The sequence below is a fragment of the Achromobacter maghribensis genome, from assembly GCF_057334215.1.
Genome location: NZ_JBHFII010000011.1, coordinates 1 through 26,593 on the forward strand (window position 1 = coordinate 1; position 26,593 = coordinate 26,593).

Annotated in this window: 22 protein-coding genes; 13 read left to right on the plus strand and 9 right to left on the minus strand. The window is 66.7% G+C overall.

What is annotated here, in order from left to right; all coding sequences use genetic code 11:
* On the minus strand, positions 1-293 hold a 293-nt coding region (locus ACE039_RS04350), incomplete at its 3' end, for a dihydrodipicolinate synthase family protein (protein WP_485821759.1).
* 245 nt (positions 294-538) lie between these two features.
* Between ACE039_RS04350 and garD the strand changes: the two genes are divergently transcribed.
* From garD to ACE039_RS04375, 5 genes are all read left to right on the plus strand, one after another.
* The gene (gene garD / locus ACE039_RS04355; protein ID WP_448708964.1) at positions 539-2,113 is read left to right on the plus strand and encodes a galactarate dehydratase; all 1,575 of its coding nucleotides are present in this window, start codon (positions 539-541) and stop codon (positions 2,111-2,113) included.
* A gap of 60 nt (positions 2,114-2,173) precedes the next feature.
* A complete protein-coding gene (locus tag ACE039_RS04360) occupies positions 2,174-3,223 on the plus strand; it encodes an SMP-30/gluconolactonase/LRE family protein (protein WP_485821760.1) in 1,050 nt (349 codons plus the stop codon).
* A gap of 73 nt (positions 3,224-3,296) precedes the next feature.
* Positions 3,297-4,301 carry a Bug family tripartite tricarboxylate transporter substrate binding protein gene (locus ACE039_RS04365; RefSeq protein ID WP_310028063.1) on the plus strand — a complete coding sequence of 335 codons (1,005 nt, stop codon included), beginning with the start codon at positions 3,297-3,299 and terminating at the stop codon, positions 4,299-4,301.
* Between the two features lie 552 nt (positions 4,302-4,853).
* Entirely contained in the window at positions 4,854-5,786 is a 933-nt protein-coding gene (locus tag ACE039_RS04370) for a helix-turn-helix transcriptional regulator (RefSeq protein ID WP_485821761.1), read from the plus strand.
* 202 nt (positions 5,787-5,988) lie between these two features.
* A complete protein-coding gene (locus tag ACE039_RS04375; protein WP_485821762.1) occupies positions 5,989-7,020 on the plus strand; it encodes a cyclic nucleotide-binding domain-containing protein in 1,032 nt (343 codons plus the stop codon).
* A gap of 13 nt (positions 7,021-7,033) precedes the next feature.
* Here the strand turns inward: ACE039_RS04375 and ACE039_RS04380 are convergent, their stop codons facing one another.
* From ACE039_RS04380 to ACE039_RS04400, 5 genes are read right to left on the minus strand one after another with little or no spacing between them, the layout of a single operon-like run.
* Positions 7,034-8,665, minus strand: a complete 1,632-nt coding sequence (locus ACE039_RS04380) for an MFS transporter (RefSeq protein ID WP_485821763.1) — start codon at positions 8,663-8,665, stop codon at positions 7,034-7,036.
* Positions 8,652-9,074: a DoxX family membrane protein gene (locus ACE039_RS04385; RefSeq protein ID WP_485821764.1), complete on the minus strand. Its 423-nt coding sequence runs from the start codon at positions 9,072-9,074 to the stop codon at positions 8,652-8,654. The genes ACE039_RS04380 and ACE039_RS04385 overlap by 14 nt, the downstream gene beginning before the upstream one ends.
* A complete protein-coding gene (locus tag ACE039_RS04390; protein WP_485821765.1) occupies positions 9,059-10,966 on the minus strand; it encodes an amidohydrolase in 1,908 nt (635 codons plus the stop codon). Before ACE039_RS04390 ends, ACE039_RS04385 begins: the two co-directional genes overlap by 16 nt.
* On the minus strand, positions 10,959-11,258 hold the full coding sequence (locus ACE039_RS04395) for a XapX domain-containing protein (RefSeq protein ID WP_105557329.1): 300 nt from the start codon (positions 11,256-11,258) through the stop codon (positions 10,959-10,961). Before ACE039_RS04395 ends, ACE039_RS04390 begins: the two co-directional genes overlap by 8 nt.
* A gap of 13 nt (positions 11,259-11,271) precedes the next feature.
* A complete protein-coding gene (locus ACE039_RS04400; RefSeq protein ID WP_448708054.1) occupies positions 11,272-11,925 on the minus strand; it encodes an isochorismatase family protein in 654 nt (217 codons plus the stop codon).
* Positions 11,926-12,312: 387 nt separating this feature from the next.
* Between ACE039_RS04400 and ACE039_RS04405 the strand changes: the two genes are divergently transcribed.
* The 7 genes from ACE039_RS04405 (at position 12,313) to ACE039_RS04435 (ending at position 22,031) form a co-directional block, all read left to right on the plus strand.
* Positions 12,313-13,110, plus strand: a complete 798-nt coding sequence (locus ACE039_RS04405) for a transglutaminase family protein (RefSeq protein WP_448708055.1) — start codon at positions 12,313-12,315, stop codon at positions 13,108-13,110.
* A gap of 69 nt (positions 13,111-13,179) precedes the next feature.
* The gene (locus ACE039_RS04410) at positions 13,180-16,527 is read left to right on the plus strand and encodes a transglutaminase family protein (protein ID WP_448708056.1); all 3,348 of its coding nucleotides are present in this window, start codon (positions 13,180-13,182) and stop codon (positions 16,525-16,527) included.
* A 49-nt stretch (positions 16,528-16,576) separates the two neighbouring features.
* Positions 16,577-19,156 carry a circularly permuted type 2 ATP-grasp protein gene (locus tag ACE039_RS04415; RefSeq protein WP_485811519.1) on the plus strand — a complete coding sequence of 860 codons (2,580 nt, stop codon included), beginning with the start codon at positions 16,577-16,579 and terminating at the stop codon, positions 19,154-19,156.
* 46 nt (positions 19,157-19,202) lie between these two features.
* On the plus strand, positions 19,203-20,165 hold the full coding sequence (locus ACE039_RS04420) for a transglutaminase family protein (RefSeq protein ID WP_485821766.1): 963 nt from the start codon (positions 19,203-19,205) through the stop codon (positions 20,163-20,165).
* Entirely contained in the window at positions 20,162-21,322 is a 1,161-nt protein-coding gene (locus ACE039_RS04425; RefSeq protein WP_448708060.1) for a zinc-binding metallopeptidase family protein, read from the plus strand. Before ACE039_RS04420 ends, ACE039_RS04425 begins: the two co-directional genes overlap by 4 nt.
* 53 nt (positions 21,323-21,375) lie before the next feature.
* Positions 21,376-21,666, plus strand: a complete 291-nt coding sequence (locus tag ACE039_RS04430) for a type II toxin-antitoxin system ParD family antitoxin (RefSeq protein ID WP_448708061.1) — start codon at positions 21,376-21,378, stop codon at positions 21,664-21,666.
* 2 nt (positions 21,667-21,668) lie between these two features.
* On the plus strand, positions 21,669-22,031 hold the full coding sequence (locus ACE039_RS04435) for a type II toxin-antitoxin system RelE/ParE family toxin (protein WP_485821790.1): 363 nt from the start codon (positions 21,669-21,671) through the stop codon (positions 22,029-22,031).
* Positions 22,032-22,047: 16 nt separating this feature from the next.
* On the opposite strand, the gene ACE039_RS04440 is transcribed toward ACE039_RS04435, so the two are convergent.
* A complete protein-coding gene (locus ACE039_RS04440; RefSeq protein ID WP_448708062.1) occupies positions 22,048-22,992 on the minus strand; it encodes a LysR family transcriptional regulator in 945 nt (314 codons plus the stop codon).
* Between the two features lie 150 nt (positions 22,993-23,142).
* Here ACE039_RS04440 and ACE039_RS04445 point away from each other — a divergent pair, with 150 nt between their 5' ends.
* Positions 23,143-24,834: a thiamine pyrophosphate-dependent enzyme gene (locus ACE039_RS04445; RefSeq protein WP_485821767.1), complete on the plus strand. Its 1,692-nt coding sequence runs from the start codon at positions 23,143-23,145 to the stop codon at positions 24,832-24,834.
* Positions 24,835-24,883: 49 nt separating this feature from the next.
* Here the strand turns inward: ACE039_RS04445 and ACE039_RS04450 are convergent, their stop codons facing one another.
* A complete protein-coding gene (locus ACE039_RS04450; protein WP_485821768.1) occupies positions 24,884-25,657 on the minus strand; it encodes a class II aldolase/adducin family protein in 774 nt (257 codons plus the stop codon).
* On the minus strand, positions 25,650-26,593 hold a 944-nt coding region (locus tag ACE039_RS04455; protein WP_485821769.1), incomplete at its 5' end, for a Bug family tripartite tricarboxylate transporter substrate binding protein. The genes ACE039_RS04450 and ACE039_RS04455, both read right to left, overlap by 8 nt.

A 26,593-nucleotide genomic window follows, 5' to 3' on the forward strand; every position in this document is an offset into this window, starting at 1 on the left:
GCGTAGGCGATGGCGGTGCGGGTGGGGCCGCCTGCGCCTGCCAGGATGGGCACCTTGCCGGCGCAGGTCTGGACGGCGGTGCGGATGACGTCCGAATATTCCTGGGGGGCCAGGGAGAAGAACTCGCCGGTGCCGCCGGCGGCGAAGAGGGCGGTGGCGCCATACGGAGCCAGCCATTCAAGGCGGGCGGCGTAGGTCTTGGCGTTGAAATCGCCGTTCTGGTCAAAGTCCGTCACGGGGAAGGAGAGCAGTCCTTCCGACACAATTTCCTTGAGTTCCTGCGGGGTAGTCATAGCGCGATCGTCCGGTGTGTCCGTTGCGGGCTGGTGTTGCGGCCTTGAACGGTGGGCGGGGGTTGAAAAGGTAAGTCATCGTACAACATGAATTTAATCGTTTCAAGACCAGTTTCCCTATGAAGCCACTTGTAGACAAGGGGAAACCCGAAATTTATTTCTGATACTGTTCGAGGATATTCTCTTAGTTGTACGATAACGTATCGGATGCGGTCTACGCGCATCCCCATGTGAAAGGACTCTTCATGCAGGTTGCGGCAGATCAAGCGCCGGTGCTTATCAAGATTCACCCCCAGGACAATGTGGCGATCGTGGCCAACGAGGGCGGCTTGCCCGCCGGCACCGAACTGCCCGACGGGCTGCGGTTGGTGGACACGGTGCCGCAGGGGCACAAGGTTGCGTTGACCGATCTGGCCGAAGGCGACGCCGTCGTGCGCTACAACGTGGTGGTCGGCTTCGCCGCGAAAGCCTTGCCGCGCGGCAGCTGGATCAATGAACGCGTCACGACCATGCCGGCGGCGCGCACGTTGCAGGATCTGCCCGTGGGCACGCGCATTGCGCCGTTGCCGCCGCTGGAAGGCTATACCTTCGAAGGCTATCGCAACGCGGACGGCACCGTGGGTACGCGCAACATTCTGGCCATCAGCACGACCGTGCAGTGCGTGCAGGGCGTGGTCGAACACGCGGTGGCGCGGATCCGGCAGGAGATGCTGCCGCGCTATCCCAATGTGGACGATGTGGTCGGTATCGAGCACACCTATGGCTGCGGCGTGGCCATCGATGCGCCCGGCGCCGCGATCCCCATCCGCACCCTGCACAACATTGCGCGCAACCCGAATTTCGGCGGCACGTCGATGGTGGTCAGCCTGGGATGCGAAAAGCTCCAGCCCGAGCGCCTGCTGGCACCGGGCGCCATCCCGATCCGCGCGGGCGAGGGCATGGGCGCCGAAGGCGAGGGCGTGGACACCATCGTATTGCAGGACGAAGAGAACGTCGGCTTCCAGTCCATGATCGACCTGATCATGCGCACGGCCGAACGCCATCTGCAAAAACTGAACGCGCGCCGGCGGGAAACGTGTCCGGTGTCGGACCTGACCGTCGGGGTGCAGTGCGGGGGCAGCGACGCGTTTTCCGGCGTGACCGCCAACCCGGCCGTGGGCTTTGCGACGGACCTGCTGGTGCGGGCGGGCGGCACGGTCATGTTTTCCGAGAACACCGAAGTGCGCGACGGCATCGACCAGCTGACCGCACGCGCCGCCACGCCCGAGGTGGCCGAGGCGCTGGTGCGCGAGATGGCCTGGTACGACGATTACCTGCAGCGGGGCATGGCCGATCGCAGCGCCAATACCAGTCCGGGCAACAAGAAGGGCGGCTTGTCGAACATCGTCGAAAAGGCGATGGGGTCGATCGTGAAGTCGGGCTCGTCGCCCATCCATGGGGTGCTGTCGCCCGGCAACCGCCTGACGCAAAAGGGCCTGATATTCGCGGCCACGCCCGCCAGCGATTTCATCTGCGGCACCTTGCAGTTGGCCGCCGGCATGAACCTGCACATTTTCACCACCGGCCGGGGCACGCCTTACGGGCTGGCCCAGGTGCCGGTGATCAAGGTGGCCACGCGCGACAGCCTGGCGCGCCGCTGGCATGACCTGATGGACGTGAACGCCGGGCGCATCGCCACGGGCCAGGCCTCGATCGAAGACGTGGGTTGGGAGCTGTTCCGGCTGATGCTGGATGTGGCCAGCGGCCGGCAGCAGACCTGTGCGGAAAAGCTCAAGCTGCACAACGCCCTGGCGCTGTTCAATCCCGGCCCGGTGACCTGAGACCCGCACGTAGCCTTGCCGCATTGCCATCGCAATACACCGATAACAGAGGAGACACCGATGGAGCATGCCCCCTTGGCCCAGCCCGGCCGCCGCCGGCTGCTGGGCGCCGCGTTGGCGCTGGGACCGGCCGCGCTGGCACAAGCGCAGTCGTTCAGCTTTACGCCGCAGCAGCGTTATCCGGACCCGTCCGTGCGCATCCTGGACCCGGAATTTTCCAAGTACCGCATCTACAGCAGCAGCGTCGAGCAACTGGCCAGCGGCTTTCGGTGGCTGGAAGGGCCCGTCTGGGTCGGCGACGGGCGCTATCTGCTGGTGTCCGACATTCCCAACGACCGCATCTTGCGTTGGGACGAAACCACGGGCGCGATCAGCGTATTCCGTCAACCCGCCAACTTCAGCAACGGACTGGCGCGCGATCGGCAAGGCCGCTTGCTGACCTGCGAACACCTGACGCGGCGCGTCACGCGCACGGAGTACGACGGGTCGATCACCGTATTGGCCGACCGCTTCGACGGCAAACGCTTCAATTCCCCCAATGACATCATCTGCCAGCGCAATGGCGCCGTCTGGTTCACGGACCCGCCGTTCGGCATCGGCGGCCACTGGGAGGGCGACAAGGCCAAGCCCGAACTGCCGCATGGCGTGTACCGCATCGACCCGTCGGACGGCCGCGTGACGCGCGCGGTGGACGACCTGGCCGGCCCCAACGGACTGTGCTTTTCGCCTGACGAAAAGCGGCTGTACGTGGTGGAGTCGCGTCATCAGCCCAATCGCGTGATCTGGGCCTACGACGTGGGCGCGGACGGCGCATTGTCGGGCAAGCGGGTGGTGGTGGACGCGCAAGGCCCCGGCGCCATCGACGGCATCAAGTGCGACGAGGACGGCAACCTGTGGTGCGGCTGGGGCAGCAACGGCGCGCCCAATGCCAAATCCGACGAGCTGGATGGCGTAATGGTGTTCAACCCCGCCGGCAAGCCCATCGGCCACATCCGGCTGCCCGAGCGCTGCGCCAACCTGTGTTTTGGCGGCGCCAAGCGCAACCGCCTGTTCATGGCCAGCAGCCATTCCCTTTACGCCCTGTACGTTGAAACGCGGGGCGCCGCCTGAGTTTTGCGCAAGGCGGCGATACAGCCGCCTGCGCCCGATTGACCGACAACACATCAAACCGTGTGGAGACAGCATGAATGTAAGCAAGAGGCAATTCCTGGGCGGCGCCGCGGCGCTTTGCCTGTCGCCGTGGGTGCCCGCCTGGGCGCAACAGGCCAACGCATCGACGGCCGGCGCTGCCGCCAACTGGCCGACGCGCCCCGTGCGCATCATCGTGCCGTACCCGCCCGGCGGATCGTCGGACATCATCGCGCGCATCCTGGCGCCGCGCCTGGCCGACGCGCTCAAGCAGACGGTGGTCGTGGAGAACAAGCCGGGCGCCAACGGCAACCTGGGCGCCGGCCTGGTCGTGCAGTCGGCGGCGGAAGGCCATACCGTGCTGCTGTGCGACGTGGGTGCGCTGGCGATCAGCCCGTCCGTCTACACCAAATTGTCGTTCGACCCGTCCAAGGACCTGCGCGCCGTCAGCATGCTGGCGTATTCGCCGCACGTGCTGGCCGTGCATCCCGACGTGCCGGCCAAGACCGTGCAGGAACTGGTGGCGCTATCGAAGCAGCAACGGCTGAACTTCGCCGTGACGGCGATCGGCAGCGCGCCGCACCTGGCCGCGGTCGCGGTGCAACAGGCCACCGGCGCCCAGTGGGAATACGTTCCTTACAAGGGCGGTTCACAGGCGGTCACGGACACGATCGGCGGGCAGACGCAGATCATCATGAACGGGCTGCTGGCCACGTTGCCGCACATCAAGGCGGGCAAGCTGCGGCCGATCGCGATTTCCAAGGGCGAACGCATGCAATTGGTGCCGGACATCCCCACCATTTCGGAGCAGGGCGTCAAAGGATTTGAATCGGGCACGTGGCAAGGCGTGATGGCGCCCGTCACGACGACGGACCCCGTGGCGGAAAAGCTGGCGATGCTGATGGCGCAGATCGTCAACCAGCCGGACGTGAAGGCGCAGTTGAACGAGCAGGGCGCCGAGATCGTGACCCGCAATCCCGCCGAGCTGACGCAGTTCTTCAACAGCGAGCGCGCCCGTTGGGCCAAGGTGGTGCAAAGCGCCGATATCCGGTTGGATTGACCCTGACGGCGGGTGCTGCGTCTTGCGATGCGGTAAGGATGGGCGCACACTGACCGGCATGCCGTCTTGTCACGGAGCCGTCATGAAAGCCCTGATTCTTGCTGCGTCGATGGCGCTGGCCGCTGCTCCCGCCCTGGCGCGGGACGGCGTGCCAAGCGTGCCGCAGCCGCCGCCGTCGGCGCGCACGTTGCCTGATGCATGTCTGGGAACCTCGTGCCCGAAGACGGTGGATCCCGGACGAAACCCCGCGCCATGCCTGGGTACGTCTTGTGCGGGTGCCGGTTCTTCGATGCCGGGGGCGAAACCGGGTGCAAGTCCGGCGCCCGCCCCATGGAGCGGACCGGCCCAGCCCCGGCTTCCACCGATGCCATCGCGCTCCGGGCAGCCCATCGGACCGTTGACGCCAGCGCCCGCATTGCCGCGTTAGGAAATCGAACCGGAGCTGCGTGCGTGGCAAGCTTGCAAAAATTCATGACGGCGCTTGTTGCATAGCAATATAGCCTGCTATCTTCTCGCCAGTTACGCGTTCGCCGCACCCTGGGGACCTTATCCATGCCTGCCCGTCAACGCCTGTCCCTTGATCCCGCGCCGATGCCGCCGCCGTCCACCGACGCGTTAGGGTGCGCGGCCAGCAAATTGCTGGTGAATCAGCAATTCGAAGGCGGAGGCCTGACCTTCTATCGCAAGAGCACCGCCCGGGAACACTTCGGTAATGTCTCGACGCCGGCCTCCGACCGCGGTTTTCTCGTCGGCGTGGCGATGCAGGACGGACACCGCCGGCGCATCCTGGAAGGCCATCACGCATCGACCCATGACTTCGACACCGGTTCGATCTACATCCGGGACTTCAACGACGACTATCGCGCCGACTTGAATGGCGGATTCGACTTCGTGCTGATCGAACTGTCGCGCGCGTTCATCGAGCGCGTGAACGACGAAAGAGGCGGGCCACGCATCAGCAGCCTGTTGCCGCGCGCGGGCTCGCACGACCCCGTATTGGCGCATCTGTCGAAGGTGGTGGGCTGCGTGATGGAGCAGCCGGCGGAAAGCAGCGGCTTGTTTGTTGATCACCTGAGCCTGGCCATCGGCACCCATGTGCTTGAGCGCTACGGCGCGGGCGCGACGTCGGGCTGGGCGGACGCAGGCGGCGGCCGCGTGTTGTCGCGCAGCCTGGAAGCGCGTGCCAAGGACATGCTGTTGGCCACCGTGCGGGACGACAATTCCATTGCCGACATCGCCGAAGCCTGCGGCCTGTCGCGCAGCTACTTCATCAAGGCGTTCCGGCAAACGGTCGGCACGACGCCGCACCGCTGGCTGCTGGAGCAGCGCGTGCAAAAGGCCCAAGACCTGTTGCGCGCGCCCGGACGGTCCATCACCGATGTCGCGCAGTTGTGCGGTTTTGCCGACCAGGCGCATATGACGCGGGTGTTCACCAGCCTGGTGGGCGTGTCGCCGGGCGCCTGGCGCCGCGCGAACGCGTCGTAAGTCCGCCGTCGCGTCATTGCTCTTTCGTACAAAGCAGGGCGCAAGCGCGCAAGACGCGGCCGGCAGCGGCGCGCTACCGTTCGCGGTATCGTGCCGCTTTCCCGGAGGATTCGTGACTGAGTTCATCAACCATCTTGGCGCATCTGCCGCCTCTGCCTGCCGCCCGGCCGATTTGCCGGCTTTGCATGCGCAGGCGTTTCCGATGCTGCCTCCCGCCCTGATGTTGCGGGCCGCGTCCTATGGCGAAGAAATCTCGGCGGCCAGCGGCAGTGTCCTGTTGAACTGCGGTGAGCGCGAGGGCGCGTTCTATGTCGTCCTGGAAGGGTATGTCGAGGTGCTGGAATGCGAGCCCGACGGCACGATGGAACGCCTGTTGACCCATCGCGACGGCGAGTTCACGGGCAGCCTGGACCTTTTCACCGACCGCCCCAACGCCGTGACGGTGCGCGCGGAATCCGCTAGCCGGTTGCTGCGCGTCAGCCGGGCGGGGCTGGCGCAATTGATCCTGGCCGAACCGGAATTTGCCGATGTCGTGTTGCGCGCCTTCATGCTGCGCCGGATCAGCTATCTGCGCCAACGGCCCTACGGCGGGGCTATCCTGCGTTCGACGACGAAGCCCGAACAGGAAGATTCCGTGCTGGATCTGGCGGTGATTGGCGGCGGTCCGGCGGGGCTGGCAGCAGCGAGTTACGCCGCGTCCGAGGGATTGCACACGCTGCTGGTGGGCGGGTCCCTATGCGCCGCCGATTCCAGGCGCGCCGACATGTTGCCGGGCTTCCCGGGCACCATCTCGGGGTTGTGCGGCGGCGGCCTGCTGCGCAGGGCCGAGGTCCAGAGCCGCCGGTTCGGATCGCATGTGCTGCCCCTGCGCACGGCGGATGCATTCGATAGCGACTGTTATCCCTATCGCATTTCGCTGGACGACGGACAGGTCATCGAAACCCGCAGCCTGATTGTGGCGACGGGCATGCAGGACGGTTCGCGCCGGGGGGCGCCGGAGGCCAACACGGCATGGCTGGACGGCTGCCTGGACACGGATGATCGGGGCTTCATCCATACGGGGCGTGCCGCGGCGGGTTCCATGCAGGCGAGGGCCTATGAAAGCTCGCAGCCTGGCGTGTTCGCGGTGGGCGCGGTGCGGGCGGGGTCGGTCAAGCACGTATTGGCCAGCATCGCCGAAGGCGCGGCCGCGGTGCGCGTGGTGCACCGCTTCCTGGACGCCTCGGCGCACTGAGGCCGCCGCGCCGTCAGGCCACGGGCCCCGGCTTGGCCTGGCGGATGTCCAATGCCAGGAAATGATGCACCACGGGCTTTTCCGGGCCGATGTGAAAGCGCTGGGCTTCGCCCTGCAAATCGGCGTCGGCCTGCGACACGCGCTGATGCTGGCGCAGGTGTTCCGCCCAGGACTCCACCAGGAACCACTCCTGCACCCGTTCGGGGTCGCTGGTATGTTCCGCGATGCCCCAGGCGTAAGCGCCGTCGCGCCGGCGTTCTTCCGCCACCGCCTTGAGCGCTTGCAGGAAAGCCGGGCGATCCTGCACGCGGATGCGATATTCGATCTGCACCATGACGGGACCCCGGTCATGTTCGATCGGCGCATCCAGCAACGGTTCGGGCCAATGATTGGAGGGATCCAGATTGGCCTCGCCCTGGGGCAGGCGCATGCGGTGCAGCACGAGTCCGGCGACGAGCAGGCCGGCGGCGCCGGCAAGCAGGGTCGCCGGCACGCCGATTTCTTGCGCCAGCAAGCCCCAGCCCAGGCTGCCGGCGGCCATCGCGCCGTTAAAGACCATCAGGTAGATCGCCAAGCCCCGTCCGCGCACCCAGTTGGGCAGGATGGACTGGGCAACGCCGTTGAAGGTGGTCAGCGCGACGATCCAGCCCATGCCCAACAGCAGCAGCAGCAACACCGCCGCCCATTGCGGGGGCGCGAAGGACAGGGCCGCCATCACGACCGCCGTGAGGGCGGCGGCAACCAATACCAGGCCGTCCGTGTTCAGGCGCTGGCGCAGCTTGGGCAGGACGACTGCGCCCAGGATCGCACCGACGCCCACGGCGCCCAGCAAGATGCCGTAGAAGCCGGCGGTGCCGCCCAGCATGCGCCGTGCCACCAGCGGCAACAGCGCCCAGACGGAACTGGCGAAGATGAAGAACACGGCCGCGCGTAGCAGCACGACGTGCAGCTCATGGCTGGCGCGGGCGAAACGCACACCGGCGCGGAAAGCCCCGAAGAATTGTTCGGACAGGCCGTCGTCCACCTTCTTGGGCCGCTTCCACCAGAGCAGGGCGCCGATCACGAACACATAGCTGAGCACGTCCGCGCCGTACGCGGCGGCGGCGCCGAACGCGGCCAGCAGCAGGCCGCCCACGGCCGGGCCCAAGGCGCGCGCAATGTTGATGCCCAGCGAGTTCAGGCCCACCGCCGTTTTCAGTTCGGCCTTGGGCACCAGTTCGGGCACGATGGCTTGCCAGGTCGGGCCCATCAGCGCGGTGCCCACGCCGCCCAGGAAGGTCAGCGCGATCAGGTATTCCACCGTCAACGTGTTCGTCTTGGCCATCATCAGCAGGGTGAAACTGACGCAGGCCAGCAGCACCTGGATGACAATCAGGAACCGGCGCCGGTCCAGGATGTCGGACAGCACGCCGGCGGGGATGGCCAGCAGAAAGACCGGCAGCGTGGCGGCCGTCTGCATCATCGCGACCGCGGCGGGGTTGGACGATAGATCGGTGACGAGCCAGGCGCTGGCGACGTCGCGCATGAAGCTGCCGATATTGCCCAGGATGGTCGCGCCCCACAGCACGGCGAACAGCGTGTGCTTGAGCGGGGCCATGCCGCCGACGGCGGCGGGCGGAGGGGTGTTGCGGTTAACGCTTGTCATGGGGGCGCCCCGTCAAGTCATGCCATGCGACCAGGACCCATGCCCCGGCCAGTCCGAAGTGCTCGTAGAACGCGTTCATGGTCATGAAACGCGCGCTGGCGGGCGCTTCCCAGTACCGGTTGGCCATCAGCGCCGCCGCGGCGGTGAAGCCGGCCAGCGCCAGGGCGCCCAGCCAGCGCAGCCGGCCGGCCAGGACCAGCGCGCTTGCGCCCAATTCCAGCAGAATAACGGCAGCGGCCGCCAGTGCGGCGGGCTGCAGGCCGAAATGCGCCATTTCCGCCTGGGCGCCATCGAAGTCCAGCAGCTTGACCAGGCCGCCCTGCAGATAGGCGCTGCATAGCGCCAGCAGGGCAAGCCAATGGACGGCGCGCGAGGTCACTATCGCGCGCATCGTCATACGGCCCAGCATGCGCAACCCAGCGCACCCCAGAAGCCCTTCAGGTCCGAGACGGGCAGTCGGCTGGCCCAGGCGCCCGCGTGCTGATGGCCGTGGACATTGCAGTCGTTGGCGCACGCGCAGCCGGACGCGGCTTCGCGCACGGCGGCTTGCAAGGGCTTGCCTTCGGTGTCGCCCCAAGCGCCATAACCGCCGAACAGCCGCGTAGGCGACCAGTCCGGCATGGCCGGCGGCGGCACGGCCTCGTCGTGGGGGCTGAATTCGCCGGCGCCCCACACGACCTTGCCGCCCACGATGGTGAGCAGGCTGGCGGTGTCGGCGATGTCGGATTCCGGGCAGGCGAAAAAGTCGCGGTCGGGCACGATCAGGTCGGCCAGCTGGCCTTCGGCGATGCGGCCCTTCTTGCCTTGTTCGTTCGAGAACCAGGTGACATTTTCGGTCCACATGCGGAGCGCGGCGTCGCGGTCCAGGCAATTGCGTTGCGGCGTCAACCGCAGGCCGCCGACCGTCTTGCCGGTGATCAGCCAGGACAGCGACACCCATGGGTTGTAGGACGCCACCCGCGTGGCGTCGGTGCCGGCGGACACGTTCACGCCTTGCTCCAGCATGCGCTTGACCGGCGGCGTGGCTTCGGCCGCGCCCGCGCCATAGCGTTCGACGAAGTACTCGCCCTGATAGGCCATGCGGTGCTGCACGGCCACGCCGCCGCCCAACGCCGCGATGCGGTCGATGGAGCGTTCCGAAATCGTTTCGGCGTGGTCGAAGAACCAGTTCAGGCCAGCCAGCGGCACGTCCCGGTTGACGCGTTCGAACACGTCCAGCGCGCGCGAAATCGTTTCGTCGTAGGTTGCGTGCAACCGCCACGGCCAGCGGTTCTGCGCCAGGATGCGCACGACTTCTTCCAGTTCGCCTTCCATTTCGGGTCCCATCTCGGGACGCGGCTGGCGGAAGTCTTCGAAGTCGGCCGCGGAAAACACCAGCATTTCGCCAGCGCCGTTATGGCGGAAGTAGTCCGTGCCTTGTTTGTATTGCGACGTGGCGGTCCAGTTCAGGAAGTCTTCCTTTTCCTGCTTGGGCTTTTGCGTGAACAGGTTGTAGGCCAGGCGGATCGTCAACTGGCCCGCGTCGGCCAGTTGCTGGATGACCTGATAGTCCTCGGGGTAGTTCTGGAAGCCGCCGCCGGCGTCGATGGCGCCCGTGACGCCCAGCCGGTTCAGGTCGCGCATGAAATGGCGCGTGGAATTCAGCTGATAGTCGAACGGCAGCTTCGGGCCTTTGGCCAGGGTGGCATACAGGATCGACGCATTCGGCTTGGCCAGCAGCAGCCCCGTGGGGTTGCCGGCCGCGTCGCGCACGATCTCGCCGCCCGGCGGGGCCGGCGTGGTCTTGTCGTAGCCCACGGCGCGCAAGGCCGCGGCGTTCAGCAGCGCGCGGTCGTACAGATGCAGAATGAACACGGGCGTGTCGGGCGCCACCGCGTTCAACTCTTCGATGGTCGGCAAGCGCTTTTCGGCAAACTGATGTTCGGTGAAGCCGCCCACCACGCGCACCCACTGCGGAGCGGGAGTGATGGCGACTTGCCGGCGCAACATGGACATGGCGTCGGCCAGGCTCGTTACGCCGTCCCAACGCAGCTCCATGTTGTAGTTCAGCCCGCCGCGGATGATGTGCAGGTGGTTGTCGATCAGGCCCGGCAGCACGCCGCGCCCGTTCAGGCCGATGACCTTCGTGCGCGGGCCGGCCAGCGGCAGGATGTCGGCGGCCGTGCCCACGCGCGTGAAGCGGCCGTCCTGGATGGCGACGGCGTCGGCCGTCGGGTTGGCGGGGTCCAGCGTCGTGAAGCGGCCCTGATGCAGGATCAGGTCGGGCGCGCCGTGGCGCGCGGTATCGGGGGTGTCAGGCATTGCGCTTGTCTCCACATGCATCCGGGGTCGATTGGGCGGGGTTGGCGGGGGGCTTGGGGCAACTGGGCAGCTCGCCGAACATGTGCGGTTTGACCTGCTGGTGAATCCAGGACGTGCGGGTGGCCTCGTCGGACAGCAGGCGTTTGACCAGCGGGGGAAGCTGTTCGCCCGCCAGGATGCCAAGCAGGCCTACCAGGGCAATCACGGGAGGCGCGGGAGACCGCACATTGAAAAGCGCATAGATAATCCCGACCAGCAGGCCGAGCCCCAATGAAACCAGGTAGACCTTCATCAGCGGACTCCGATCAGCCTTCGTGGGCGTTGAACATGGTCTTGGCGTAGATGATGCCCAGGCCATAGGCGCCGCCGAACCGCTTGGCGATGCCGGTCGTCATGTCGTAGGTATCCGTGCGTGCCCAGTCGCGCTGCATTTCCAGCAGATACTGCAGCGCCGTGATCGGCTGGCCGCCCGCTTGCACGATACGCTCGATGGCGCGGTTGTGGGCTTCGACCGAGACGTCGCCGCACGCGTCGGTGATGACGTAAACCTCGAAACCCTGATCCAGCGCGGACAAGGCCGGGCCGACGATGCAGACGCTGGTCCACAGGCCGGCCAGCACGATGCGCTTTTTGCCGATCTCGTTGACCTGCTTGATCACCGCGGCATCCTCCCACGTGTTCATGGACGTGCGGTCCAGCAGGGTCTGGCCGGGAAAGGGCTGAACGACTTCGTCGAACATCGGGCCGGAAAAGCTCTTTTCGGCAACCGTCGTGAGGATCGTGGACGCGCCGAAGCCTGCGGCGGCGTGGGCTACCAGCGCGGCGTTGTTGCGCAACGTGATGGCGTCGATGGAGTGGGTGGCGAACGCCATCTGCGACTGGAAGTCGATCATGATGAGCGTGTGGTCCTTGGGGGAAAGCAGCTTGGCGCCGGGCGTGGGGGTAGCGGTGATGGGCATGGATGACTCCTGCGAATGCGTGGGTGGGAAAACCCCTGCAATGTGCCAGCGCCACCAACCGGCGTATTGAACATTTGTCCGCCGGTTTGAAGATTGTGACTGCGCGGCCGGTTGTGGACCGCGCGGACGGCGCGACCCGCAATCGGGCGAAGCATGCACCGCATTGGTGCCAAACGCGTCGTCCCGGGGAGCCGCGATCTTCAAGCCTGGGCCGGCGCGGCCCGGTTTCCCAGGGGAAATTGTCGACAACGGTCAGCCTCCACGCTTGGCATGCAAGTTGCTTAATTATTTCAACGCACTATTGCTACTATCGAACGTCATGCCCGCCGGGCCAGGGGGCGGACGGCCCCGACGTTGTCAGCGTGACTTTGCAGTGTGGAGATTTTCATGAAGCATCTCATCAAGCACGTGACCCGCTACCGTTATGCCGCCCCGGTGAACTACAGCATCCAGACGCTACGGCTGACGCCGCGGCGCGACGACCACCAGCATGCGCTGCGATGGCAGATCCAGACGCCCGGCGAGATCCAGCCGCAGGTGGACGCCTACGGCAACGTCATCCACACGCTGACCCTGCATCGCACCCATAGCGAAATCGAAATCCATGCGGTGGGCCAGGTGGACATCCATCCGTTGGCCCAGGGCCATGTGGGTGACGAAGACGACCGCTTGCCCGTCCACATCTACGGCGTGCCGACGGCGTTGACCCAGTGCGACGACAGCATCCGGGAATTTTGCCGCCACGTCGTTCCCGGCGGCATGCAGACGCCCGAGGACGTGCTGCGGCTAAGCGCCGCCATCCGCGAACGGGTGGGCTACGCGCCGGGGCTCGGCGATGCCCCGATGACTGCGGCGCAGGTGCTGGCGGCGGGGCGCGGCGGCAGCCAGGACCACACCCATCTCCTGCTGGCTTGCGTGCGCGGCTTCGGCACGCCGGCCCGCTACGTCAGCGGCTATTGGCACATGGCGGGCGACGATGCCGCCAGCCATGGTTGGGCGGATGTCTGGCTGGCGCGGCATGGCTGGGTCAGCGTGGACGTCAGCCACGCCTGCTTCGCGTCCGACGGCCATTGCCGGCTGGCGGTGGCGCGCGACTATGAATCGGCCTCGCCCGTGCGATGGCTGCATGGCGCGGCCGCCGCGTTGACGATGAACGTGTCGGTGCAGGTGCAGACCAGCCACTGAACCCTCCGCGTGTACCCGTAGCAGTGCATTGGCCGCTTTGCGGCCGCCCCAGTCCACCCGGAGATGGCAGTGACGATCCACGTAGCCCTCAAGCACGTTACGCAATACCAATACGACCGCCTTGTGGGGCTGTCGGCGCAAGTGCTGCGGTTGCGCCCCGCGCCGCACAGCCGAACCCCCATCCTGTCGTATTCACTGACCGTCGAACCGGCGGACCACTTCATCAACTGGCAGCAGGATCCGTTCGCCAACTACCTGGCGCGCCTGAACTTTCCGGGCAAGACGCGGGAATTCAAGATCACCGTGGATCTGGTCGCCGAAATGGCGGTCTACAACCCGTTCGACTTCTTCCTGGAGCCGGACGCCGAGACCTTTCCCTTCACTTATGACGACGGCCTGGCCCGTGAGCTGGCGCCGTACCTGGTGTGCGACAAGGCCACGCCGCGCTTTGCCGAGTTCCTGTCTCGCGTGGACGCGCGCCCGCAGCGCACCGTGGACTTCCTGGTGGGCCTGAACCAGCAGATCCATCAAGAGATCAACTACCTGATCCGCATGGAGCCGGGCGTGCAGACGCCTGAAGAGACGCTGACGCGCAATGCCGGATCGTGCCGCGATTCGGGGTGGCTGCTGGTGCAGGCGCTACGCCATCTGGGACTGGCGGCGCGCTTCGTGTCGGGCTACCTGATCCAGTTGAAACCCGACGTGCGCGCGCTTGACGGCCCCAGCGGAGCGCAATCGGACTTTACCGACCTGCATGCGTGGTGCGAAGTCTATCTGCCCGGTGCGGGGTGGATCGGGTTGGACCCGACGTCGGGCTTGCTGGCCGGTGAAGGCCACATCCCGCTGGCGGCCACGCCCGAACCCGGCAGTGCCGCGCCAGTCACGGGCGCGGTCGACGAGGCCGAGGTGGTGTTCACGCACACGATGGAAGTGACGCGGGTGTTCGAGTCTCCGCGTGTGACCAAGCCCTATACCGATGCGCAGTGGCACGCCATTCGCGACCTGGGCGACAAGATCGACGACCATCTGGACCACATGGACGTGCGCCTGACGATGGGCGGCGAACCGACGTTCGTGTCCGTGTCGGACCGCGAAGGCGCGGAGTGGAATACCGCCGCCCTGGGGCCAACCAAGCGCGGCTATGCGCTGGAATTGTTGAACCGGTTGCGCACGCGCTATGGCGGCAACGGCTTCCTGCATTTCGGGCAGGGCAAGTGGTATCCCGGCGAACAGCTGCCACGCTGGGCGCTGTCGATCTATTGGCGCACGGACGGGCAGCCATGCTGGGACGATCCGGCGCTATTCGCCGATGAGCGCCAGCGCAGCACGTACAAGGTGGCCGACGCGCGCCGGTTCATGGCAAGGCTGTGCGAGCGGCTGGGCGTGAGCGGGCAGCATGTCGTGCCCGGCTACGAAGACGTTTTCTATTACTTATGGCGTGAACGCCGCCTGCCCGCCAACGTGGATCCGTTCGATTCGCGGCTGGACGACGAGATGGAGCGGGCGCGCCTGCGCCGCGTATTCGAGCAAAAGCTGGACAGCGTGGTGGGTTACGCCTTGCCGATCCAGCCGGGCGAGGGCGGCCCCTGGGTGTCCGGCCCGTGGTTTCTGCGCGATGAGCGCATGTATCTGTTTCCCGGCGATTCCCCGATGGGCTACCGCCTGCCCCTGGATTCGCTGCCGTGGGCGGATGAGGCCGACGCGCCCATGGCGGTAGAGCGCGACCCGTTTGATGCGCGGCGTTCGCTGCCGGGCCCGGCGCAGTTGCTGACGCAGAACCTGCGCGCCGCCGCGCGCCACGAAACCGGCCCCGCGGGCAATGACACGGGCGCATCCAACGGCGGGCCGGCCAGCATGCCGGGCAGCCGCGCGCCCGCGAAGTTTGAGTCCGCCGCCGGGCTGACGCGGACCGCGATGTGTGTCGAAACGCGCAACGGCGTCCTGTATGTGTTCATGCCACCGTTGCCGCGCCTGGAGGATTACCTGGCGCTTGTCGCCCAGGTCGAGGCCACGGCGCGCGACCTGGACGTGAAGATCGTGATGGAAGGCTATCCACCGCCGCGCGATCCGCGATTGCAGGTGCTGCAAGTGACGCCGGACCCCGGCGTCATCGAGGTCAATATCCACCCGGCCAGCAACTGGGCAGAGCTGGTCGACCACACCGAATTCCTTTACGAAGCCGCATTCGAAACCCGGCTGTCCACCGAAAAGTTCATGGCGGACGGCCGCCATACCGGCACGGGGGGCGGCAACCACTTCGTGTTGGGCGGCGCCACGCCGGCCGACAGCCCGTTCCTGCGCCGCCCGGACGTGCTGGCCAGCCTGCTGGCGTATTGGGTGAATCACCCCTCGCTGTCCTACCTGTTTTCGGGCCTGTTCATCGGGCCGACCAGCCAGGCGCCTCGTATCGACGAAGCCCGCAACGATCAGGTCTACGAGCTGGAACTGGCGTTCCAGGAAATCCACCGGCGCTGCGCGGAGCCGGGCGCGGCCGTCCCGCCGTGGATGGTCGACCGGGCCTTGCGCAACATCCTGGTCGATGTCACCGGCAATACCCATCGGTCGGAATTCTGCATCGACAAGCTGTATTCGCCCGACAGCGCCACGGGCCGGCTGGGGCTGCTGGAACTGCGCGCCTTTGAAATGCCACCGCACGCGCGCATGAGCCTGGCGCAACAGTTGTTGCTGCGGGGCCTGATCGCGCGCTTCTGGAAGACGCCTTACACGGCGCGGCTGACGCGCTGGGGCACCGAACTGCATGACCGGTTCCTGCTGCCCACGTTCGTGAAGATGGATTTCGAGGACGTGCTGGCCGATCTGAACGAGGCCGGCTATGGCTTCGATCCCGCCTGGTTTGCCCCCCATTTCGAATTCCGCTTTCCGCTGTTCGGCGACGTCGCGGCACGCGGCATCCATCTGGAGTTGCGTGGGGCGCTGGAACCCTGGCACGTCATGGGCGAAGAGGGCTCGTCCGCCGGGACGGTGCGCTATGTGGATTCGTCGCTGGAACGGGTGGAAATCCGGGTGTCGGGGCTGAATGGCAACCGCTATGTCGTGACGGTGAACGGCCGCGCGCTGCCGTTGCAGCCCACCGGCCGGGTCGGTGAATACGTGGCGGGCGTCCGGTACAAGGCGTGGGCGCCGCCGTCGGCGCTGCATCCCACCATCCCCGTGCATGTGCCACTGACCGTGGACATCGTCGATACCTGGAACCAGCGATCGCTGGGAGGCTGCAAATACCATGTCGCGCATCCGGGCGGGTTGAACCCGGAATCGTTCCCCGTCAATTCCTACGAGGCAGAGAGCCGCCGGCTGGCGCGCTTTGAAAAGACCGGTCATACGCCGGGGCGCATGGACGTCGCGCCAGCCGTGGCCAGCCGGGAATTTCCGTTCTCGTTGGATTTGAGGCACGATTGAGCCTTACCGCATGTTGAAACCCGGCCTAGCCGCCGGCGATAAAGCCGCTATGCCGCAATTTCTTTTTCAGACGGACCCGTCGCAGGATGTCGCATCCCTGGCGGTCCATGCGGCATTGCCCGCACGGCCCGGGCATTACGACGAGCTGCGCGACACCACCGGCGCGTCGGGCGCTACCCGCCTGCGTGAACCGTGGCCCCGTTTTTTTGAGCTGTTGGGCACCGGCGGCTTTGCCGATCTGGACCGGCGCGCCGACGGGGTGGCCCGCCAGATCCGCGAAAACGGCATCACCTACAACATCTACGCCGAGGCCAATGGCTCGGCGCGGCCCTGGTCGCTGGACCTGCTGCCGTTCGTCATCAACGATACCGACTGGGCCGCGATCGAACAGGGTCTGCGGCAACGGGCCACCTTGCTGAACCGGGTGTTGGGCGACGTCTACGGGCCGCAGACACTGCTGGCCGACAGGCTGATTCCGCCTGCGCTGGTGTTGGGCCATCCGGGTTATTTGCGTCCCCTGCGCGGGTACACGCCGCCGGGGGATACGTTCTTGCACATCGCCGCTTTCGATCTGGCGCGGGCCAGCGACGGCGGCTGGTGGGTCGTGTCGCAGCGCACCCAAGCCCCGTCCGGGCTGGGGTACCTGCTGGAAAACCGGCTGACCATCTCGGGCATGTTCCCCGAAGCGTTCCAGGAGCTGCGGGTACAGCATCTGGCCACCAGCTACCGGCGGCTGATGGACATGCTGTACAAGCTTAGCCCCGGCGGGCTGTCGGCGCAGACGCCGCCGCGCATCGTGCTGTTGACGCCGGGCCCCTACAACGAGACCTACTTCGAGCAGACCTATCTGGCGCGCTACCTGGGGGTGACCCTGGTGGAAGGCGGCGACCTGGTCGTGCGCGACAAGCTGCTGTACCTGAAGACGCTGCACGGACTGGAACGCGTGCATGCGGTGCTGCGCCGGCTGGACGACGATTTTTGCGACCCACTGGAGCTGCGTTCGGATTCGACGCTGGGCGTGCCCGGCCTGCTGCAGGTGATGCGGGCGGGCAATGTGCTGGTGGCGAATTCGCTGGGCACGAGCTTCCTGGAGTCGCCCGCCATCAATGGCTTTTTGCCGGCCATCAGCCGCCGCCTGCTGGACGCGGACCTGTTGCTGCCGTCGTTGCCGTCATGGTGGTGCGGCGAGGCCGCGGCGCGCGAACAGGTGTTGGCCAACTTGCCGGGCGCCGTGGTCAAGTCCACCTATCCCAGCAATGCGCGTGGCGGGTTCGAACCGGTGATCGGCGGCGCGGTCCCGCCGTCCGAGCGCGAGGCGCTGCACGCGCGCATCGCCGCCAACCCGGACGCCTACACCATCCAGGAATACCTGCCGCTATCGCAGGCGCCCAGCTGGATCGCCGGCCGCATCGTGCCGCGCGCCGCCATGCTGCGCGTATTCGTCATCGCCGACGGCGAGGGCGGTTGGAACGTGTTGCCCGGCGGGCTGACCCGCATCGCCAGCCGCGAACAGCAGATCGTGTCGATGCAGCGCGGCGGCAGCAGCATGGATACCTGGGTCACGACCCGCGGGGCGGTCGACACGTTTTCGATGCTGCCCGCGCAGTTACGGCCCGAAGACCTGGTGCGCGCGCATCGCCCGGTATCCAGCCGCGCGGCCGAAAACCTGTTCTGGATGGGCCGCTATACCGAGCGCGCCGAAAACGATGTGCGGCTGGCCAACGTGGCGCTGACCTGGCTGAACAGCGACGAGGACAACGCGGGCGAGCTGTTCGCCGCCGTCGCCGCGCTGTGCCGGCGCAGCGGCCTGGTGCCTGCCGCGCCGACGCTGTCGGTGCGCATGTTCGAATCCACGCTGGTCGCGGAACTGGCGGGCGAAGACGCCCAGGGCGGCGTGTCGCGCAACCTGGGCGCGCTGGCGTTCGCGGCGGGACAGATCCGCGACCGCCTGTCGCCGGACCATTGGCGGCTGGTGGTGACGGCGAACGACCTTTTCAGGCGCATGGCCTTGGGCACCAAGGACCGCGACGCCGACGCGCCGGCGACCGCGCCGGAAGTGCTGCGCGCGCTGAAGAACCTGGGCATGCAGTTGTCGGCCATCACGGGTTCGCAAACCGACCGCATGACGCGCGACGACGGCTGGCGGCTGCTGACCATCGGACGGCAGATCGAACGCCTGTCGGCTATGGCGGGCCTGCTGGGCGAGCTGTTCCGCCGCAATGCGGTGCAGGGAGACAGCGGGTTCAATATCCTGCTGGACCTGTTCGATAGCAAGATCACGTATCGTGCCTACTATCCGGGCCGCCAGGAAGTGCCTGCGCTGCTGAACCTGCTGGTGCAGGAGCCCGCCAACCCGCGCTCCATCGCCTGTGTGCTCAGCGTGCTTCGCAAGGAAGTGGCGCGCCTGCCCGCCACCGTGGCCGGCCCCGCCACGGACCTGCTGGGGCTGCTGCCGTCGGAAGACGCCGGGCCGGCGTTGGCGGCGTTGTGCGAACAGACGCAGGGCCTGTATGCCGGCGTGCTGGCGTTGTCTGAAACACTGGACGCCGCCGCCAGCGCGCTGTCCAACGAAATCAGCCGGCGCTATTTCAGCCATGCAGCCGGCTATGGCCAGACGCTGTCGGCGTAGTCGCCCGCATCCAATCCCCCGCCGCCACTCCCGTCCCCCAACCGCCATGACCTTTCCGACACCTGTGCCCCCCGACCCCCTTGCTGGCGCTGCGGGCGTGACGCTTGGGGTGGATCATGAAACCGCCTACCGCTATGACTCGCCGGTGGAATTGGCGCACCATCTGGGGTATTTGCGACCGTTGAGCGATGCGTGCCAGGTGGTGGAAGGCTACGGCCTGACCGTCACGCCCGCGCCGTCGGATTTCAGTGAAACCATCGACGGGTTCGGCAATACGCGCTGCACGTTCGCATTGGTCGCGCCGCACGAATCGTTGACGGTGCGGGCGACCAGCCGTGTCACGGTCAACGCCCGGTTCGACGGCCTTGACCCGGGTGCAGGGCTGCCCTGGGAGGCCGCGGCGCAGCGCCTGCGCTACGACCCCGCCGTGCCGTTCGCGCCCGAGGTCGAGTTCACGTTCCCGTCGACCTATGTGCCGCTGCACGCGGAACTCCGGGAATACGCCTTGCTGTCGTTCACCGCCGGGCGGCCCGTGGCCGAGGCGGCGATCGACCTGATGCACCGCATCCACGCTGACTTCTGCTACCGGCCGGCGCATACGCAGGTGTCCACGCCCGTACTGCAGGCGTTTCAGGAAAGGGTGGGCGTGTGCCAGGACTTCGCGCATGTCATGATCGGCTGTCTACGCGCGATCGGCCTGCCGGCCCGATACGTCAGCGGCTACCTGATGTCGCAGCCGCCACCCGGCCAGCCCCGGCTGATCGGAGCGGACGCCTCGCACGCCTGGGTCTCGGTGCACTGCGCCGGGGTGCCGGCCAATGCGGGCTGGGTGGATCTGGACCCCACCAATGACGTGGTGCCGGGCACGGCGCACGTCATCCTGGCGTATGGGCGGGACTACGGCGACGTCACGCCCCTGCGCGGCGTGATCCGGGGCGGCGGCCACGAACTAGACGTGCGCGTGACGGTTGCGCCTATCGACGAATTTCCCACCGGGACGGATGCATGAGCTATTTCTTCGACGCGATCAACCGCCAGCTGCGCGCCCCGAAACGCCAGCGCGTGCGGCATGCCCGCGCGAAGGCGTTCCAATGCGTGTGCGGCCAGCCGATATTCTTTTCCAACACCGAATGCCTGAACTGCCATCGGCAATTGGGCTTCGACCCCAAGCGCGGCCATGTGCTGGCGCTGGATGAAGGCGTTTCGTCCAGCACCTTGCGGGAAGCGGGCAGGGTGCGCGGCAGAACCTACAAGCGTTGTGCCAATTTCACGCTGCCGGCCCTGTGCAATTGGCTGTTGCCGGCGCAATCCGCCGACACGCTGTGCACCGCCTGCAGCTTGAACCGCACGATTCCCGACCTGTCCATACCGGACAACGGCCCCCTTTGGTTCAAGGTCGAAGCCGCCAAACGCCAGATGATCGCGCAACTGATGACGCTGGGCCTGCCAATCCGCCGATCGGTGGAACCCGATGACGGCGGCCTGGCCTTTGATTTGCTGGCGCCCGGCGCCGATGGCGCGCCGCTGTTGACGGGGCATGCGCAGGGCCTCATCACCATCAACGTGCTGGAGGCCGATGACGCCTACCGCGTGAAAGTGCGCGAAGACATGCGTGAGCCGTACCGGACCTTGCTGGGCCACTTTCGTCACGAGATCGGCCATTACTACTGGGACCAGCTGATTGCGGGCAGCTCTTGGCTGGAACCGTTCCGCCAGGTGTTCGGCGACGAACGGACCGATTACGCGCAAGCCTTGCAACGCAACTACGAACAGGGCCCGCCTGCGGACTGGGACCTGCATTTCATCAGCACGTATGCGTCCTGCCACCCATGGGAAGACTGGGCCGAAACCTGGGCGCACTACCTGCACATGATGGATACGCTGGACACGGCCATCAGCTTTGGCGTCACCCGGATGGCCGTCGAGCAGTCCTACGAGCCGTTCACCAGTGCGTCGCTCTACGATCCGCAAGATCCCGACGGACAGGCCTTCCTGGATCTCCTCAACGCCTGGGTGGCGCTGACCGGGGTGTTGAACGAGCTGTCGCGCAGCATGGGGCAACGGGATTTCTATCCCTTCGTGCTGCCGACCGAGGTGGTCGGCAAGCTGCAGTTCGTGCATCAGGTGGTGAAGGGGGGCGAACGCCGCCCTGGCCCGTTGGCATAATATGCCAATGGGCATCTATACTGGCGGGGTTCTAACCGTAGGGACGGATCATCATGCCGACACGCAATGTCGTCCTCAGTGAGCATCAGCACGATTTCGTGGAAACCCTGGTGCAATCAGGGCGTTACCAGAATGCCAGTGAAGTGCTGCGCGAAGGGCTGCGTCTGATTGAGCAGCGCGAACGCCTGGAAATGGCCAAACTCGACGCGCTTCGCGACGCATCAGGCAAGGGATGGGCGGACATCGCCGCAGGTCGCTTTACGGATGTTGCCGACGATCAACTTGAAGACTTCATCGGGAAGCTTGGAGCGGAAGCCGCCAGCCGGGCAAAGACCGCGAAGTGACGATGGGCTATCGGCTGTCCAACGTCGCGCAACATGACGTGGTCGAGATCTTGGCGTGGACCCATCGGAACTTTGGCGACGCAGCACGTCTGCGCTATGGCGCCTTGCTTGTTGCCGCGATGCGCGATATTTCCGCTGCCCCGGACCGTGCCGGCAGCATTGCTCGGCCAGAGCTTGGCGCAGGCGTCCGGTCCTGGCATTTGCGGCTTAGCCGCGAACGGGCGCGTACGGAGACGGGCATCGTGCAACGTCCCCGGCATTTTCTGATCTATCGGATGGAGACGCGCCTGCTTGTCGTTGGGCGAGTGCTGCATGATGCGATGGAATTGGAGCAACACCTGGATTCCGGGAGCGCGTGGATATAGCCAGGACGGCGTCATCTTAGCCAGGCACCATCCTCATCCCATCCCGATAAGGCTCCGCCGCCGTCATCTGCGCCAGCACCTCTCGCAGCATTCCCTGCACGATCTTCACCGCCTGCGTCATGGGGCGGCTGGCGGCGGTGGCAAGCATCAGGCGGGTGGACAGGCCCGGATGCGTGATGCGCCGGGCGATCAACTGGCCGGCGGCGACCTCCTTGATCACGGCGGGCAGACCCAACACGGTATGGGCCAGGCCTTCGGCCACGATCTCTTTCATCAGTTCCAGGGCGTCGATTTCAAACGCCACGGTCAGGGGCATGTCCGCCTGCGTGGCGGCATGTTCCAGCGTGCGGCGCAGGCCGTGGTTGCGCGTGGGCAGCACCAGCGGCAGGCCGCGCAACTGATCGAAGTCGATGGACGTCATGGCGCGCGCGGCGGGCGCCAGGTTCTGCGGCGGCGACACCAGCGCCAGATCCAATTCGGCCAGCGGGTCCACCGCGATGTGCTGCGAGCGGCGCGCGTCGTGCAGCACGGCAATGTCCACTCGGGCGTTCGTCAGCCATTCGTGCACATAGCCGCTATATCCGGTGATGATGTTGAGCTGGATGCGCGGGTGCCGCTTCCAGACCTCGGCCACCAGGCGCGTGCCGACCATATGGCTCAGCGTTGGCGTCAGGCCCAGCGTGACCTGGCCCGACGGTGACTTCTGGTCGTTGTGGAATTCGGTGACCACGTGGTCCATTTGCCGCAACAGCGGCCGCAGCCGCTCCAGCAACTTTTCGCCGTCCGGCGTCAGCGATACGCCGCGGCCATTGCGGTACAGCAGCGCGCAGCCGCATTCGTCCTCGAGCTTCCTGACTTGCCGGCCCAGCGCCGACTGGGCGATGCCCAGCACGGAGGCCGCTTTCGAGAAGCTGCCCTGATCGGCGACGTGGATCAGGTTTTCGATCTTGCGTAGGTCCATCCCGGGTCCGCGGGCGGGGGCGCGCCGCTGTCTCTAGTGTGCGTTTCTTGTATATCTGATTGCCAGAGTATGCCTAGTCGGCCCCGCCTTGCCAATCTAGAATTTTCTGGACTCGACCCAGACTTCCAACCCTGACTCCAGACGCCGCCCATGACCGTATCCGCCGACTCGAACACGTCCTCCCACGCGTTGCTGAAGGTCTTTGCCGCCCATGGCATCGACCGTGTTTTCGTGGTGCCGGGCGAAAGCTATCTGGGGGTGCTGGACGCCCTGTATGACTTTCCGCGGATCGACGTGGTGACGTGCCGCCACGAGAGCGGCGCCGCGTTCATGGCGGGCGCGGATGCGCGGCTGACCGGGCGGCCGGGCGTGGCGATGGTGTCGCGCGGACCGGGCGCGACCAACGCCTCCATCGGCGTGCACGCCGCGCAGCAGGATGGCGTGCCGATGATCCTGCTGATCGGCCAGGTGCCGAAGAAGGACGTGCGCAAGGAAGCGTTCCAAGAGATCGATTACCAGAAGATGTTCGGGTCGATGGCCAAATGGGCGGTCGAAGTGTCCATGCCGGAAGAACTGGCGGCGGCGGCCTTCAAGGCGATCCGCGTGGCGGTGTCGGGCACGCCGGGGCCGGTGGTGATGGTGGTGCCGGAAGACGTGCAGCAGGCCGCCGTGCCGCAGCCCGCGTGGGCCGCGGCGCCGGACAGCCCTGCGCAGCCGGCCCCCGGCACGTTGGAACGCATCCATGGGTCGCTGGCGCAGGCGCGCCGGCCCCTGATCATTGCGGGCGGCGCATTCAATCGGCCCGACGGGCGCGAGGCGCTGCGGCGGCTGGCCGAGCGGCACACGGTTCCCGTGGCGGTGTCGTTCCGGCAGCACGATATTTTTCCCAACACGCATGCCCTGTATGCCGGCGACCTGGATTTGGCGACGCCCGCGGCGCAGGTGGCGGCATTTGATTCCAGCGATTTGATCCTGGCGCTGGGCACGCGGCTGGGCGACATCACGACCCAGGGCTACGCCTTCCCGGCACATCCCAAACCGTCGCAGGCGCTGGTCCATTGTTATCCCGACCCGCACATCGTGAACCAGCATTTCGCCGCCGATATCGGCCTGGTGGCGGACCCGGCGGCCACCGCCCATGCGCTGGCCAACCTGCCGGCGACGGGCCGGGGCCTTGCGCGGGACGACTGGGCGGCGTCGTTGCGGGCCATCCAGCAGCGCACCGCCGTATGGCCGGAACCCCACGCGGAAGACGGCGTGCCCTTCGTGTCGGTGGTGCGGGCGCTGACGCGACAGGCGCCCAACGACGTGGCGATCTGCCTGGACGCCGGCACCTTCGCCGCGCCCGTGTATCGGCACTTTCCTTTTGTGTATCCGCAGCGGTTGATGGCGTCGCAATCCGGCGCCATGGGCTATGGCACGCCGGCCGCGGTGGCGACGCAACTGCGTCACCCCGACCGCAAGGTGGTGTGCATGGTGGGCGATGGCGGCTTCATGATGACGGGCAACGAGATGGCGGCGGCGGCCGAGCGGGGCCTGCCGATTCTGTTCATCGTGTCGAACAACAATTGCTACGGGTCGATCCGGCTGCATCAGGCGCGCACGTATCCGGGCCGCTATGTGGGCACGGACCTGTCCAGCCCGGACTTCGCGATGATGGCGCGCGCCTTCGGCATGCAGGCCGAGTATCTGACGCGCGAGGATCAGCTGGACGCGGCCATCGCGCGGGGCCTGGCATCCGACCGCCCGTACTTTCTGGAAGTACGAACCAGCCTGGCGGCCATCTTGCCCCCCGGCACCAGCCATGCCGCGGGCGCGGACCTGCTGCCGCGAGACGAGTAGGCGCGGGCCTGCCGCGTCGCGGCGAACAGGGGCGGGCGGTGGGCCCCGGTCACTCCCGGTAGCCGGGATCCTTGCGGTCCATCAGGCGAAGCATGGCGGGCCATTCCAGTTCGCCGAAGGGACGGCGCGTGGTCGGCTGGTACAGGTGCCAGGTTTTCTCGATGACGTCGGGCGCAGGCAGGCAAAGCTCGCGGTTGGCGCTCAGGGCGTCCACTTGCGCCTTGCAGGCCATCTCCAGCCAGTACAGGGTATTGAATGCCTGGGCGATGGTGGGCCCCGCGGCCAGCAGGCCATGGTTTCGCAGGATCATCGCCTCGGACGCGCCCAGGTCCGCCACCAGCCGCTCGCGTTCGCTGAGGTCGATGGCCACGCTTTCGTAGTCGTGATATGGAATCCTGGCGAAGCGCATGGCGGTCTGGGTCAGCGGCAGCAGGCCGCATTTCAGGGCCGATACCGCCATGCCGGCGCGGGTGTGCGTGTGGATCACGCACCCCACGTCCGGCCGGGCGCCATGCACCGCGCTGTGGATGACATAGCCCGCGGCGTTGATGCCGTAGCCGGTGGACGACGGCGCGAGGATATTGCCGGCCAGATCGATCTTGACCAGGCTGGACGCGGTGATTTCGTCATACATCATGCCGTACGGGTTGATCAGCAGGTGATCGTCCGTGCCGGGAATGCGCGCGGTGATGTGGTTGTAGATCAGGTCGCTCATGCCGAAATGCGACACCAATCGGTAGCAGGCGGCCAATTGGACGCGGGTGTCGCGTTCCTGCGGGCTCATGTCGGGGCGGGCTTGCATGGTGGTGTCCTGTTCAGTCATTGGCTTTGACCTTGAATTCGCTGACGATGGCGCCCCAGGCGTCGTATTCGGACTTCATCATGGCGCCGAAGGCGGCGGGCGTGGGCGTGGTGCGCACCTGGGCGCCCAGCTCGCCCAGCTTGTCGCGCACGGCCGTGTCGGCCAGCACGGCGTTCATCTCGCGGGCCAGCCGTTCCTGGATGGCGGGCGGGATGCCGGCGGGTGCGATCAGGCCCAGCCAGGCACCCATGTCGAATCCCGGGAAGCCTTGTTCGGCCACGGTCGGCACGTCCGGCAGCATGGCCACGCGTTCCGGCGTGCTGACCGCCAGCGCTTTCAGCCGTCCCGACTTGACCATGGCCAGCGAGGACACCATCGTGTCGAAGGTTGCGGTGGTGCGGCCGCCAACGATGTCGGTCTGGCCCTGGCTGCTGCCCTTGTAGGGCACGTGGACCATGGTTGCGCCGGCCTTGGACAACAGCACGGCCGTGACCAGATGGCTGGTCGTGCCCATGCCGGTGGTGGCGTAGGTCAGCTGACCGGGCTTGGCCTTCGCCGCCGCCAGGAAGCCCTTCAAGTCTCGGGCGGGGTTGTCGGGGCTGACGACGAACAGGTACGGCAGCCAGGTGATCAGGCCGATAGGCGCGAAGTCCTTGCGGGCGTCGTAGTTCAGGTTGGGATAGACGTGCGGGTTGATGGCCTGGGGCGCCGAGGCGCCGATCATCAGGGTGTATCCGTCGGGCTTGGCGCGGGCGCCCAGGCCCGCGGCGATCGAGCCGCCCGCGCCCGGCTTGTTTTCCACGATGAACTGCTGACCCATGCGCTGGGCCAGCCGCTCGCTCAGCATCCGGGCAACGGTGTCGGTCGCGGTGCCGGGCGGGAAGCCGACCAGGATGGTGACCGGTTTAGCGGGATACGGGGCGTCCTGCGCCAGTGCCGCGGCACTGGCGGCCCACC